The 14,451-nt window shown below is 33.5% G+C and carries 12 protein-coding genes, 1 tRNA gene and 3 pseudogenes; 8 read left to right on the forward strand and 8 right to left on the reverse strand.

Going from position 1 to position 14,451, the window contains the following annotated elements; translation table 11 throughout:
- Nucleotides 1–29: 29 nt before the first annotated feature.
- Complete coding sequence (locus M2372_RS17365; RefSeq protein ID WP_123319470.1) at nt 30–704, forward strand: suppressor of fused domain protein; 675 nt, start codon at nt 30–32, stop codon at nt 702–704.
- A 68-nt stretch (nt 705–772) separates the two neighbouring features.
- Here the strand turns inward: M2372_RS17365 and M2372_RS17370 are convergent, their stop codons facing one another.
- Nucleotides 773–1,093 (reverse strand): hypothetical protein, encoded by a 321-nt coding sequence (locus M2372_RS17370; RefSeq protein WP_123319471.1) that lies wholly within the window; start codon nt 1,091–1,093, stop codon nt 773–775.
- 441 nt (nt 1,094–1,534) lie between these two features.
- Here M2372_RS17370 and M2372_RS17375 point away from each other — a divergent pair, with 441 nt between their 5' ends.
- Together M2372_RS17375 and M2372_RS17380 are read left to right on the forward strand one after the other, a co-directional pair.
- Nucleotides 1,535–2,407: a helix-turn-helix transcriptional regulator gene (locus M2372_RS17375; protein ID WP_123319472.1), complete on the forward strand. Its 873-nt coding sequence runs from the start codon at nt 1,535–1,537 to the stop codon at nt 2,405–2,407.
- Nucleotides 2,408–2,576: 169 nt separating this feature from the next.
- A complete protein-coding gene (locus M2372_RS17380) occupies nt 2,577–3,797 on the forward strand; it encodes a TCR/Tet family MFS transporter (RefSeq protein WP_123319473.1) in 1,221 nt (406 codons plus the stop codon).
- Between the two features lie 156 nt (nt 3,798–3,953).
- Here the strand turns inward: M2372_RS17380 and M2372_RS17385 are convergent, their stop codons facing one another.
- Complete coding sequence (locus M2372_RS17385; RefSeq protein ID WP_123319474.1) at nt 3,954–5,330, reverse strand: hypothetical protein; 1,377 nt, start codon at nt 5,328–5,330, stop codon at nt 3,954–3,956.
- Between the two features lie 458 nt (nt 5,331–5,788).
- On the opposite strand from M2372_RS17385, the gene M2372_RS17390 reads away from it, so the two are divergent.
- Nucleotides 5,789–5,873 (forward strand) — tRNA-Ser (locus M2372_RS17390).
- A gap of 113 nt (nt 5,874–5,986) precedes the next feature.
- Here M2372_RS17390 and M2372_RS17395 read toward each other — a convergent pair.
- Together M2372_RS17395 and M2372_RS17400 are read right to left on the reverse strand one after the other, a co-directional pair.
- Nucleotides 5,987–6,079: pseudogene (locus M2372_RS17395) on the reverse strand (transposase); the annotation flags it as partial.
- Between the two features lie 58 nt (nt 6,080–6,137).
- Complete coding sequence (locus tag M2372_RS17400; protein WP_123319475.1) at nt 6,138–7,214, reverse strand: hypothetical protein; 1,077 nt, start codon at nt 7,212–7,214, stop codon at nt 6,138–6,140.
- 303 nt (nt 7,215–7,517) lie between these two features.
- Between M2372_RS17400 and M2372_RS17405 the strand changes: the two genes are divergently transcribed.
- From M2372_RS17405 to M2372_RS17415, 4 genes and pseudogenes are all read left to right on the forward strand, one after another.
- Nucleotides 7,518–8,591, forward strand: coding sequence for a sensor histidine kinase (locus tag M2372_RS17405; RefSeq protein ID WP_123319476.1), 1,074 nt, complete (start codon nt 7,518–7,520; stop codon nt 8,589–8,591).
- 64 nt (nt 8,592–8,655) lie between these two features.
- Complete coding sequence (locus M2372_RS17410; protein WP_123319477.1) at nt 8,656–9,360, forward strand: LytTR family DNA-binding domain-containing protein; 705 nt, start codon at nt 8,656–8,658, stop codon at nt 9,358–9,360.
- Nucleotides 9,361–9,568: 208 nt separating this feature from the next.
- The gene (locus M2372_RS25670) at nt 9,569–9,838 is read left to right on the forward strand and encodes an SUMF1/EgtB/PvdO family nonheme iron enzyme (RefSeq protein ID WP_409013145.1); all 270 of its coding nucleotides are present in this window, start codon (nt 9,569–9,571) and stop codon (nt 9,836–9,838) included.
- A 20-nt stretch (nt 9,839–9,858) separates the two neighbouring features.
- A pseudogene (locus M2372_RS17415) lies at nt 9,859–10,308 on the forward strand (formylglycine-generating enzyme family protein); the annotation flags it as partial.
- A 414-nt stretch (nt 10,309–10,722) separates the two neighbouring features.
- Here the strand turns inward: M2372_RS17415 and M2372_RS17420 are convergent.
- From M2372_RS17420 to M2372_RS17435, 4 genes and pseudogenes are all read right to left on the reverse strand, one after another.
- Nucleotides 10,723–10,876: pseudogene (locus tag M2372_RS17420) on the reverse strand (conjugative transposon protein TraJ); the annotation flags it as partial.
- Nucleotides 10,877–11,205: 329 nt separating this feature from the next.
- Nucleotides 11,206–12,582 (reverse strand): aldehyde dehydrogenase family protein, encoded by a 1,377-nt coding sequence (locus M2372_RS17425; RefSeq protein WP_228455711.1) that lies wholly within the window; start codon nt 12,580–12,582, stop codon nt 11,206–11,208.
- Between the two features lie 15 nt (nt 12,583–12,597).
- Nucleotides 12,598–13,221: a nuclear transport factor 2 family protein gene (locus M2372_RS17430; RefSeq protein WP_228455712.1), complete on the reverse strand. Its 624-nt coding sequence runs from the start codon at nt 13,219–13,221 to the stop codon at nt 12,598–12,600.
- 427 nt (nt 13,222–13,648) lie between these two features.
- Entirely contained in the window at nt 13,649–14,404 is a 756-nt protein-coding gene (locus tag M2372_RS17435) for a type 1 glutamine amidotransferase domain-containing protein (RefSeq protein WP_123319479.1), read from the reverse strand.
- Nucleotides 14,405–14,451 lie beyond the last annotated feature (47 nt).

Consider the following 14,451-nt stretch of genomic DNA (forward strand, 5'->3'; position numbering starts at 1 on the left):
AAGCACTCATTTACATTTTAATAAAAAATATGGATAAGGAACTGATCAAAAAAATACAGGATAAAAAACATTATTACGAGAATATTGAAGCTTTGGAAAAACACCTTGATCAACATTTTAAAAGTGAAGAAATGACTGTTTTTCATGAAATGCTGTCACTGGATTTTCACCTTGATGTTTATTTTATTCAGCCCGAAGACGAGGATTTCAATATGCTGATTACTTCCGGAATGAGCCTGCTGGAAATGAATGTTCCTGACAGCATCGAAAATAAGGAAGATTATGCTTTTGCAGAGCTTTTAATTCTACTTCCTAAAGATCTGAAGTTTGAAAAAGTCTTTCCAAGTGAAGGAAAAAATGACTGGATCATAAGTATGATAAAAGAAATGGCCAGATTCCCGCATCATATGAACACTTTCCTCACTGAGGGCCATAGTTTACAGGCATGGAGCGATATTGCAGAGCCTTATGATGAAAATACCCAGTTTACAAGCTGTATTTTATTACCTTCCGCAACTTTTGAGGACGATTTTATGCAGATCAGCTGCGACGACAGGATCATCAACCTGTACAGCCTGTTCCCTCTCTATAAAAATGAACTGGAATACAAAATAGAAAACGGTTACGGTAAATTTTTTGACTTGTTAATAGAAGGCAACCTGCCTGATATTTTTGATAACAACCGTAAAAACTTAGTAGATTAATAATATAGGCCGGAAGTGATGTAGTTCCTGAAGAGAACCACTCGTCTTATACTTCCTGCTTCCGGTCATTATTTTTTTCTGATGATAATATCTCCTTCCGATAATCTGATCTTTTCATTATTGATACTCAACTCAATCCATTGAGCAGGATCATCTGATTCACAGTCGTTTATTATCCGGTAATCAGAATATCCGGTATTGAAATCCGGCAGACTCCAGATATCACCAACTGTTCTTTTATTGATCTCATAACGGTCAAACATATCCAGTAAATGAATACTGTCTGATAAGTCTTTCTTCAACTGAATATTAGATTCCTTATCGATTCCTTTATGGATCAAGTCATTCAGGGTATCAATTTCTTTGGCGATCAACTCCTTTGCTCTCATAATTATCTTTATTGATGCTTTTTACAAAAATAATTAAATATCAGCGATCATCTTAAAATCATGGCTGTGTTTGTCATAAAAAGATTAATTTTAAAGCTAAAGACCAAACAGTCATTATTTCAGGCTTTACTTATTAGGGGAAAACCAGCAACTAAAAGGCATATACATACCCAAAGAGGATTATAAAAGAATTAAAGAAGGTTCTTCAGTTAGTCTTACTTATTTTGAAATCTTGGATCTCCCTGTAGAAGGTCTTTATGAAAACGTAAAATTAGAATTCTTTAGTTTTTTTGTGGTGAAAAAATGGGATCATATTAAAAGACTGCTGTCCTTCCGTTAAATATTTACATTTCAATGGACAGCACAAACAATTTGTAAGATTTCATCCAACATTGTCTTTCAAATACCATCATTACTGTGCATTTTTTCCGAAATTTGAACATGGCTTTATTCTTAACTCATGACAATGTCTATAAGTTGTACAATATTGATCCTTCAAAAAAGATGGAAGGTATTGTTATTCTCCATCAGCAAAACCATCCCGGAAAAGAATATACAGCACATACCCGTATATTTGACGGATTACTGCTGGGTTTCATGATACAGGGAACTATGAAGGCTCAGATTCATTTTCTTGAATATGAACTGAATGCAGGTGACATTGCTGTTCTCCAGCCGCAATTAATGATTGATACAAAATCACTGAGTGAAAATGCAGAAATAGTTACAATCGGGCTTTCTTTAGATTTTATAGCAGCCTTTCCGATCCTGCGTGAGTTTGTGATCAACGACAAAGTACGATGGCAGCCCGTTGTAAAACTTCAGCCTGAAGAAATTGGATTGCAGAAAGAATTGGTAACCCTGATCCAAAATTTCTATCATAAAAATCCGAGCCCAAGGAAAACTGAAATGCTTCGTTATCTTGTCATTGCACTCATGTGCATGATTTCTGAAGCTTATTCGGAACTGAAAGATCAAGACAGCTTTACCAAGAGCCGTACCCATGAAATTATTGACAATTTTTATCTATTGATCTCAAAATATGCACCTCAACAACGGAGTGTAAAGTTTTATGCAGAAAAGCTACATTTAACTCCGCAATACCTGTCTACATTTCTAAAGCAGAAAACAGGAAAGTCTGTATTACAATGGATTGACCATACTATGATCTTACATGCTAAAACATTACTCAAATCCACCCACTTATCTATCAAACAGATCAGCCATGAATTAAATTTTGAAGATTCAAGCGTATTCTGCAGATCTTTCAAAAGGATTACCGGAGTTTCACCAAAGGCTTTCAGAAACGGATAAGTCACACTATTCATTAATTACACTCTGTTAAAATCTCAAGCAATATCTTAGAAAAAGACATATTTAAATTGCCGGAAATATTAATAAGCCTACAAAAAGCTTACAAAGTGTATATAAAACCCATAAAAGTGTAAAGGAAATACACCCTGCCCCGTTTTACTTTTACACCATGAAAAGTTCTAAAAAAAAAGCAGCGATCGGGTTCATATTTATAACCCTGCTGATCGACATTACAGGCTGGGGAATCATTCTCCCGGTAGTCCCCAAACTGATTAAAGCACTTATTCACAGCGATATCAGTGAAGCAGCAAAATATGGAGGATGGCTGGGTTTTGCCTATGCTTTTACCCAATTTATATTTTCACCTTTGATCGGAAACCTTAGCGACCGTTTTGGAAGACGTCCTGTTATTTTAATTTCTCTTTTTGGGTTTGCTGTAGATTATATTTTTCTGGCTCTTGCCCCTTCTATCGGCTGGCTGTTTTTAGGAAGAATTATTGCCGGACTAACGGGAGCCAGCATATCGACTGCAAGTGCTTATATCGCTGATATATCAACGGATGAAGACAGGGCTAAAAATTTCGGAATGATAGGAGCTGCCTTAGGGCTTGGATTTATTATCGGACCTGTCATTGGCGGATTACTGGGACATTATGGAGCAAGAGTTCCGTTCTATGCCGCTGCCGGACTGTGTCTTTTAAATTTTCTTTATGGATATTTTATTCTTCCGGAAAGTCTGGATAAAAGTAAACGCAGACCATTTGACTGGAAGCGCGCCAACCCAATCGGATCCCTGAAGTTTTTAGGAAAACATCCTGAAGTTTCCGGCCTGGTCTTCGCTCTGATCCTCATTTACATCGGGATTCATGCTGTACAAAGCAACTGGCATTTCTTTACCATGTATAAATTCGGCTGGACCGAGCGTATGGTTGGGGTTTCTCTTGGAGTACTCGGTTTATTATTAGGTTTGGTACAAGGCGTTCTTATACGTTGGACAACACCTAAATTGGGAGAGCACAAAAGTATCTATTACGGGTTGATTTGCTATGCGATAGGATTATTCTTATTCGCCTTTGCCACTCAGGGATGGATGATGTTTATTTTCCTTATTCCATACAGCCTGGGCGGGATCTGTGGTCCTGCCCTACAATCGGTAATTACTAAAAATATTACTTCCAATGAGCAGGGTGAACTGCAGGGAGCATTAACCAGTTTAGTGAGCGCAACTTCAATCATAGGTCCTCCGATTATGACAAATTTATTTTATTATTTCACGCATGATGATGCACCATTCAGCTTTTCAGGAGCGCCATTTTTCCTGGCATCTGTTTTAATGATGATAGGAGTAATAATTGTATATGTTGTCTTTCAGCGAAAAAAAGGAAAGTAATTTGAATATTTAAATGAAAAAAAAGGTCTATATCATCGGCCCTGCTCTCCGAAGCCTTCTGACTTCGGAGCTTTTGCCTCAAACAAGTAACATACTGTATTTCAATACATAAAAATGCTGTTAAAAATTTATACTGCTGAATTTTTATATAGTATTTTATACTGCATTTAAAAGCTCAATTTTTGCAAGTAATGAATCAATACTTCTATAAGTTTCTTTAAAGCTGGCTGTATCTCCAATTTTATAATACAGTAATGCCATTTCCTTTTTATAAATATTTTGGTGATATATATATAATTCAGGAATTAATTTTTCAGCTTTTTTGATACAGTCTTTAGATAGATCAATATCCTTCGTTAGATAATAATCAGCCATTTTTAAAAGTAATTCGGCTTTAGTAGTGATATTGCATAAATCATTTTCCAGACACTCAAGAAATAACTGTTTATTATCCATACACATGAGGCATATTAAACGCCATATTTTATGAGAATATTCATCTTTTCCTTTTTCCAGAACAGCTGAAGCTTCTTTAATATGCCCATTTCGTGCCAAAATCACAGCATAATTATTGGCTGAAATATTATCATTCCTATTTTGTTTCTGAAGATATTCCTGAATACCGGTAAGACTATATAAAGGAGATACAAAACTACTGAAATCTGCTCCTTCATAAGAGTTTATAAGCCTTATATAATCATGAGAATGAGTTTCCAATAATGCATCTTTCTCATTTAAGAGCATGTGTGTTTCTCCAATTTCATGTAACCCTTTTTTATGGTCTATTATCTCATTAATACAAGTTTGAAATTCATTATGATATAAATCCAGCGCCTCGCCTGTTTTACCATTCTTTAGAAGGATATTTATTAAAAATAATTTATTGGAAATAGAGAGCTTTTGCGTAGATAATTCTTTCAATATCTTTTCAGCTTCTGAACCAGTATTATTATCAGCAAAATGTAACAAACTATATGTAATGGTCTGTTTTTCTGAATCAACATCTGAAGATTCTAATTGTTTCAATATGATATCAACTACTTCATTGTCATACATTATGACCTTATTAATAACATCGTGAGAATACGAAAAATAAAGTTTCTCTTCTCCAGTTATTATTTTTTTGCACAATTCTTCAATAGAAAAGAAAGCTTCATAATATTGTTTTGCTTTGTTAAAATCCTGGCCTTCTTCAATTTGGTCCAACCAATATGTTGCTTCATCTTTGTCTCCTCTTTCACAAAATAGCCAAAATAATGTTTCGACTTCATCCATATCAACAATGTCCTCTGTGTAGGATTTTAAGTACTCTTTGAATGGGGCTATATTTTTAATTTTATTTAAACAGGCAATTAGATCAGAAATCAGCTCTTCTTCATCTAATTTAGATTGCATTTCTGCATATATTTTCTCACCCAGAATGACATCAGAATTATAAAGTAAAACAACTAATTCTTCCACAAATTCATCAGTTAAGACATTAAAATTGTTTTCTACTTCCTCTTTGGTTAAAGTTGATATTATTTCTTTCATATTTCACATTAATTACCTGTAAAATCCAAATTTATGTATTATTTTACTACAAACAACATTGACTCAATGGATACTTTACATAATATATGTTTTTTATAACCAGCATTCTGTAAATCTAATTTTATAATCCATTGTCATCAATATATTTTTCAAATTATATAACTGCTTTCATATAAAAGCAAAATACTATTCTATTTTTTCATTCAGTCACTATCATCATCTTCCTAGTTTCTGTTTTTCTCCAAATCCAAATTCCCTTTGTCCTCTGTATCCATTACACTCAAAACAATGATATTCAATTGCTTTAAATCCACTCCCATTTTTAAACTAAATCCTGACGAAAGCCCCTTCTGCTGCAGGATACAAAAAATATAAAATTTTATTTAAAAATATTTTGTTGGTAACTAAAAACGTTATATATTTGCACCACTGAAAACAACGATACAATCGGAGTTTAGGGAGAGTTGGCAGAGTGGTCGATTGCGGCAGTCTTGAAAACTGTTGACTGTAACAGGTCCGGGGGTTCGAATCCCTCACTCTCCGCTGAGAGGGTCTTTTAATAAAAGATCCTCTTTTTTTTCGTATATAACAAGTCCTTTATCCCTCATTTTTAGGTGATTATACTACAATATCGGATCAAACGCAAAAGTTGTGGACTAAGCAAAAAGTTTGGTTAATCTAAAGAGAAAAAATGTTCTATCCTTTACCCCTCTAAGCTGCATTCTGAAATTTTTGATTTTAGCATTAAAATACAACACGAAAGTGAGTAATTAAGTAAAGCCACTATATTCCAGTGGCTTTATTTATTTAATTTTCAAGATCAAAGCTTGATATTGTATGAAAGGCATCTATTTCTGTATTTTTTTCGCCTGGAAAAGTATCATAATTAACCACTAATAATTTTCCTTTATAAATAATAGTTTCACAAGGATTATCCAGTTTTCCATCAGAACCGTCTGCATTATCATTTTCCCAAATCAATGAAATTGTATTGGTATCTAAGTTGAGTTGATGTACGCTGTTATTATCATAATTGGCAATAAAAATTGAATTTCTTTTCTCATCATAAAAAAATCCGTCACAGCATTTTAACTGGTCTGAATCAAAAACTATTTTATTCGATTTTAGTTTTCCATCCCTATCAAATTCCAGTTTATTAATAACGCCATCTCCAAAATTTCCTGCGTACAAATTTCCCTTTTTATCAAAAGCAATCCCGTCAATCCCTATCGTTTTTTTCGTAACCTCTGGTTTTAAGGTAAAAGTTGCAATAAGATAGTTTTTCTTGCTCACTGAATCTAAGATGATTTTTTTAGCATTTAATTGCTTCAATGAGAAACTGTAAATTCCGCTTTCTCTTCTGTTTTCAAATAAAGCATCTGTTATATAAACCCTGTCCTTATACCACCTTATAGCTTCTCCAAAATTAAATCCTTCAACCAAAACTTCAGCATGTAAAGGTTTCCCGTCTTTTACAATAATCCTGATCAATCTTGAAAAATTTTCTTTTCCAGTAAAAAACTGATTATCCATGAAATATAAATTTCCATCAGGACCAAACTCCATTCCCATTGGATGTACTTTTTTAGTAACAGGATGCAATGGGAGTTTGTCAAACCAAACTACAGGTTTATCATTTTTATCAAAAGTTAGAATTTTGCTGCCATATTGATCAAATGAAATGGGGTTTGTGATCGATAAAAATAAATTTCCTTTTTTATCTAAAGCCATTCCGTCCGGTGTTTGACAGGTTTCTCCCAGGTCAGCAAACAAAGTTGGCTTTATGAGTTTAGAAGATTCGCTGTATACTATTTCTTGTTTGCTCACTTGCGAAAACAAGTTTAAAGTATTTATCAACATCAGGATACCAAGTACTTTTTTCATTTCTTTTTTGGGTTAATTATTTATTTTAAAGTTGGATTTTCACTTTCAGATATTACCTAACAAAGCTGCCAATAGCATAATAAATATGATCATTTCGTTATTTTAAACGAATATAATCAAGTCATTATGATCTTGTTTTGTGCACAGATGAAGAACCCATTTACGCATTCAAATAATAGATTCTTACATTTTATCGGATTCGTATGCTGAAACGTGGTTTTTAGAAGCCAAAACAGACTATTCATATTAATTGATGAACTTTATTCCTATAATTTGTTACTTTGTTGTCAATTAAAATAGGATATGAGTTTTATCAATAGAATTGGCTTAAAAAGAATAGCACTCCACTGCCTATACTGGTTTTTATTTTTGCTATTTTTTTTTTCAAACAAATCTGACCATGAAGACTCTTATGAATTCATTTTTATTTATTCCTGTAAAATTTTAGCACAAGCAGCAGCAGCTTATGGCTTAATCTATTGGATTATCCCGGAAACATTAAACAAAAAAAGATATTTACTGTTTGTAATTTTTGCCTTAAGCTGGATATATATTGTTTTTGCTTTTTTAATGATTTTAAAATTTTGTTATCTCGAACCCAGATTTCCAACATTCTTCCATGATTGGATTGGACGCAAAATGACAGTTACTGAACGTCTTACTTCAGGCAGTCTGATCATAAGAGAGATTTCTTTTATCACATATCCTGTTATTATTTTAGGATTTATCAGTTTTAATCGCAAACAACAGAGGCTTTTTAAATTGGAAGAAGAAAAAAAATCAATTGAATTAAAGGTCTTGAAAAATCAACTGAATCCTCATTTCCTGTTCAACACTTTAAATAATCTATATGTTCTAGCCCTAAAAAAAGATGATAGAGCACCTGAAATAATTGCTAAATTATCTGAGATCCTAGACTTTGTTTTATACCGCTGCAATGAAGATTATGTTTCTATTGAAAAAGAAATAACGCTGATTGAAAATTATATTGTTTTGGAAAAATTACGATATAGCGAAAACAGATTGGATATTTTATTTACAAAAAATATCCAGGAAAACAATAGAATTTCACCTTTGATTTTATTGACTTTTATTGAAAACGCTTTCAAACATGGTGTCATTAATGAGACTGAAAAAGCAACAATCAGATTGAGTTTAGAAAGCAAAAAAGAACAGATTATTTTTAGCATTGATAACACAAAGCCTCAGAATGAATTAACTCAAATGACCAACAAATCTAAAATTGGCTTAGAAAACGTCCAGAAACAATTGGATTTATTATATCCCAAAAAACATCAGCTAGAAATTGAAGAAACGCAGCTATTTTATAGAGTTAAACTTTATTTGAACAATCAAAACAGAAAAGAACTTTTATAGGACGACAAATAGACCATTCAAAACCATTAAATTAGCTTTTAAAATTCCAAACTACTTATTTCAAATGAAACATAGGTGTATTATTGTTGACGACGAACCTTTTGCAAGAGAATTAATTGCTTCTCATTTGGCCAATTTTGATAATTTTGAGGTGGTAAATTCTTTTGAAAACGCATTAAAAGCATATTCTTTTTTAGAGCATACTTCTGTTGACCTCATCTTTTTGGATATTGAAATGCCACTAATGAAAGGAAATGATTTTTTGAAAAAGCTAAAAAACCCACCTAAAGTAATTTTTACAACGGCTTACAGAGAATATGCGATTGAAGGTTATGAGCTTAATGTGATTGACTATCTTCTGAAGCCAATTACTTTCGACCGTTTTTTTGTTTCAATAGAAAAATTTAAACAATTTCAACCTTCCGAGAGAGAAAGTTATACAGCATGCACAAGTAATGTTTTTATAACAAGTGGAAGCAAAAATATAAAAATTATCTTTGATGAAATTTTGTACATCGAAAGCCTGAAAGATTACATCACTATTCATTTGGAAAATGGAAAATCACATCATGTAAAACAGAATATCTCGGTTTTTGAAAAGGTATTGAATTCTGAATTTATCCGAGTTCATCGCTCTTTTATTATTCATACAAAAAAAATAACCGCTTACACTAAAAACGAAATTGAAATAAACTCTGTTGAAATCCCCATTGGAATTAGCTACAAGGAAAACTGGCTGAATTATTTAGAAACATATATTCTAAAATAGTAAAAAACCCAATATCATTATTTAAGAACCATTTTTAGCGATGAACACCTTTCGTTGATGATGCGGCTAAAGTCGTTTTCCTATTTGGTCAGCCATAGAATATGTTTATTAAAGTTCTGTAAAACGACTATTCCTGTCACAGGAATATAAGCTTGTAATTCTTCTAGGGATTCTAATTCTCATTTCCTGTGAAAAGCATAAAAACAAAATTGATTGGGTTTATGTAGAAGGCGGTAATTTTGAGGAAGGAAAAAATCAGATAATTATCAGTCCCAAAGGTGACACAATAAAAAACTTTACAAGTCCAAATCGTGTCGTTGAGCTTGATGGTTTTTACATTAGTAAATTTGAAATAACAGTTAAGCAGTTTAAGGAATTTTGTAAAGAGACCGGTAGAGAAATGCCAAGCCCGCCAATTGAAAATGCTTATGGAAAAAAGTGCATTATAAATGGATCGACGAAAATCCTATACTGGTAGCCTGAGATGAAGCAAATAGTTTTGCAAAGTGGACTGGTGGGAGGTTGCCAACCGAAGCAGAATGGGAATATGCTGCCAAAGGAGGAAAACAAACAAAAGGTTACAAATATAGTGGAAGTAATACCCCTATTGAAGTCGGATGGGTAAAAGAGAATTCTGATAGTATTTTTCATAAAGTCGGGCTTCTTAAACCGAATGAGCTGGAAATATATGATATAACTGGTAATGTTAGTGAATGGGTTTTTGATTGGTACAATCCTGAAAAGGATAATTTAGTAAGTAAGAAAAATCCAAGAGGACCAGAAGATGGTGCTTATAAAATATCAAAGGGTGCGAGTTGGTTTTACGAATCACAAAGTTCAGACGGTAAGCCATTACAATATGGAATTCATATGCCAGAAGTTAGATACCAATCACCCCGAGACACACGCAATGATGGATTTGGGTTTAGAATAGTAAAAAATAAATAATTTGTATTAAGTAAAGTTAGTGCATAACACAAACTGTATCATTGAATAATCTAACATATAAATAGGCAAATATTTTATTGTGTACTTATTTCAATAAGTAAGTAAATCACAAAATTCCTATATTTGTATATCGAAACTAAAGCATATTTAGGTATGATCGTTAAGATTTTGTAGCTAATCTATCAGATATAAAGAGTTGTGGCAGATTCATGGCACTTTTGCAAAACAGATTTTAAATAAATTGATTTTCAACAGTTTAAAACATTAGGTTCGAATCCCTCACTCTCCGCAATAAAGCAGAAAAAACCTACTGATTACAGTAGTTTTTTTTATTTACGGAAAATAATCCATAAATTATTTGGATTAATCCATACTTGGTTGATCCACAGGTAATATACCCGCAACAGGAAGCTATAGGTAAACACTAATATACCTCATCAGCCATTGGCTAAAGTAGCCTGAAAACAATCCCAGACAGAAATCGCAAATGCGATGGATCCCAAGATTGAAAGGACTATCAGAAAAAAGTTCTGATAGTATCAATAACTAAAGCAGGCTTAAGAAAAATATGATATGCTTTCTTATCTTTATATGAATATGGGAATGTAGATTTTCTTCAAGAGAAGTATTTGCTGTAATTTTTAAAAGGAGACCGGGATAAGCCCATCATACTTTATAAACCAACTCAAAAAAAACAATTCTGATAAAGAAGATCTAAATGTATAATTAACATATTTCATTATGATTACGGAAGTAATTTTCCTTTCTTAAAAGAAAAAAATTATCTTTAAAAAAACAGCCTACAAATTTTATTTGCAGGCTGTCTTCTGTTCTCTTTATTAATTAACAAAGCGTGTGATAAACACTATTCTTTTATCCATTTGCTATCTATAGCTGTTATCCAAAAACACTTAAATTTTTGACAATATCTTTATTAGCATAGGGAGGAAAAACATCCAATTCAAGGTCCGGATTTCCGATCAACATGGCTTTTGTATTACTTAATGCATCAAATCCGGCCTTTCCGTAATATTTTCCCATTCCAGAATATCCCACTCCTCCAAACGGAAGACTGTCTATCCAGCAATGCAGATTAGTCTGATTAACACATCCTCCTCCAAATGAAACGGAGTTCAGGAAATAATCAATATTCTCCTGGTTTTTACTGAAGATGTAGGCAGCAAGTGATTTAGGTTTTCTTTTGATGATCTCTACAATTTCTTTAAAATCAGAATAAACCATTACAGGTAGTACAGGACCAAAAATCTCCTGTTGCAAAGCAGGATCTTCCCAAGTGCTTGGATATAGAATTGTAGGTTCCACATACCTGTCCTTTACATCATATCTTCCACCTAAAACCACTTTTTCGGGAATAATATAGGAAACCACCCTTTCTGTGTCATGCTCGCTGATCATTCTTGCAAAATCAGGGCTTTGCTGCGGATTGTCTCCATACATTTTTATGGTTGCTTTCTTTAATTTATCAATAAAAATATCTGCAATACTTTCATGAACATACACATAGCCCGGCGCTATACACCATTGCCCGGAAATAGCATTATGCCCCCACGCAATTCTATCTACAGCAATATCAAGATTTGCAGTCTCATCCACAACAGTAGGATTCTGACCTCCGAGTTCTAAAATTACCGGTGTAAGATTTTCTGCAGCAGCCCTCATGATTACCTTTCCTACAGCGGAACTCCCTGTGAAAAATATGAAGTCAAAAGGTAATTTTAATAGCTCCGTGATTTCTTCACGTCCTCCGGTAACGACATTCACTGCTTCAGGCTCAAAATATTGCGGAATAAGCTCTGCAAAAAGCCTGGCAACAGAAGCTGTGGTATTGGCCGGCTTCAGGATAACAGGATTGCCGGCAGCCAGTGCAGCAATTGCAGGGTCTAAAAGAAGTAAAACAGGCGCATTAAATGGTCCTATAACCAGGGTTACACCAAAAGGCTCTTTATAAATAATTCCTCTGTTCCCTGTTTTTTCAAGTCCTTCAGGAATAGCAACCTGTTCCGGAGCCATCAGTTTCTGCAGGTTTTCTTTGTAATATTTTATATTTCCTAAGGGGACAGTGATTTCAAAAAGCTGTTCGAAAGGTGGTTTATTAAAATCTGTTTTTAAAGCCTGGCAAAATGCGTCCTGATTCTCGACAAGCATTTTTTCAAGCCTGTTCAACTGATCCATCCGCCATTCATAGGTTTTGGTGGCATCTGTGAAGAAAAATTCTCTCTGTGTGTCAAAAATTGACTGATATTTGTTCATCATTTTACATTTTAGTTTTTAATTGGCCTGTCCTATATCAAGACGTGAGATTTTTCCATCTGCATCGAAATGGAATTTAAAATAGGTTCTGAAATCTCCCCAGCTTTCTGTATGAAAGTTTCCGAAGATCTCTTTTCCGTCATTTTCTACTTTATCAATGCTTGTAAAGCGCTCGTGTCCACATGCATCTTTTACAAATTTTTGAAAATCTCTGGGATTTCCGTCATCATATAATTTTGCATCTGCTGTGAAGTAAGATAAAAAAGCCTGATTATCTCCTTTTTGCCATGCCTCAAAGACTGTCTTTACAGTATTGTTTGTTAATTTACTGGTATCCATATTATTATTTTGTTGTGTTTTATTTGTTTTGCTATTTGATGAAGATTTTTGCTGCCCACAGGCTGTAAAGCTGAACAAGCATATGGCAATAATTACTAAACTTTTCATGATTATGTATTTTTTTAAAGAATATTGCAGGTAAATAATAATCAGGTTCATGAGTAAAAACGGAAGTTCGATAAGAACACCTTTCAGGTCTTTATCCAGATGATGAAAACAGATGATGAGTAAAATTCCTGTGGCCATTAAAAAGTTGCCCCACATAAAGTTTTTGGGAAATAAAATCAGTAAGGCTGCAATCATTGTAATAGCACCATTTACCGCCAATCCAGTTTTATTAACACCTTATTTACCAAATACTTGCATTACTTCAAGCTTTCCAGAAAGCATGACCTATCGTTGTTTAACTCTCATAAATACAGCTATAAGCACCAATGCTGAGTTTATAATTTTTAGTATCATCCTTGTTTATTTTCTAAACTTTTAATTGATTCTATAGCTTATGAATGAACCCAAATCTAAGATTTTCTATGCTCAAGCGGAGGTATTGAATATATGAAAAAAACTAACGCAAGAGTCTGCAATAATATCACTGATACTTCTGGATTGCTTCGTGATAATAATAGCCGCTCTCTTATATTTTCTGTTTTCCATTTACATAATTAGATGTAAAATCCGGACAATCATAAACAAGTTTATAATCATCCAGATTTTTAAATTATACTTAAAATTATTCAGACAATGCTTCAATGACCAGCTGCGATGCCAGGTAGCTGCTATGTTGCTGTTGAGCTGTAATCAATCTACCATCTCGTACAGCAAAAGGTTCCAATGCACCCGCCACTTCAAAGGTAGTATTTTGGTTTTTGCGAGCTTCAGTTTCAATAGTGTAGTCATTTACTTTCATTCCGAACATTTGGTTAATCATATCCTCTTCGCTGTCAGCAAAGCCTGTCCAAGTTTTTCCATCAGCCAGAAGGGTTCCATCACTTAATCGTGTCCATAAAAGCAATGATGTTCCATGACAGATCAAACAGGTAATCTTACCGTTTTCATAAAAATCTGCAATGAGTTTATGCAATTTTAAATTATCTTTAAATGTAAGCAAAGGAGCTCCGCCACCTGCCACACAAACAGCATCATAATCATTTATATTGATTTCGGAGATTGCTTTTGTATTTCGCATCCATTTTCCAAATTCTTTATGGTGTACAAAACCGATGCTTACCAAATCGTTAGGATAAGCTCCTTCGGGATTTTCGGGATTGCTGTGTCCATCAAATTTAACCTCTCCTCCATCGGGTGAAGCTACATCTACATCATAACCTGCATTGATAAAGTCATAGAAAGGTCTTGTCATTTCTTCAGCAAAAAAACCTACCTCCATACCATGGAGACTGGCAACATTGGAAACAAGACATAATATTTTTTTCTTTGGGTAACTATGCTTCCCATATCTTTTGATCACATTATTCTGATTATTCATAATTATATTTTCTATAAAACAATTGGTGCGTTATGCACCAATTGTTT

The organism is Chryseobacterium sp. BIGb0232 (assembly GCF_024810195.1).
Taxonomy (GTDB): Bacteria; Bacteroidota; Bacteroidia; order Flavobacteriales; family Weeksellaceae; genus Chryseobacterium; species Chryseobacterium pennae.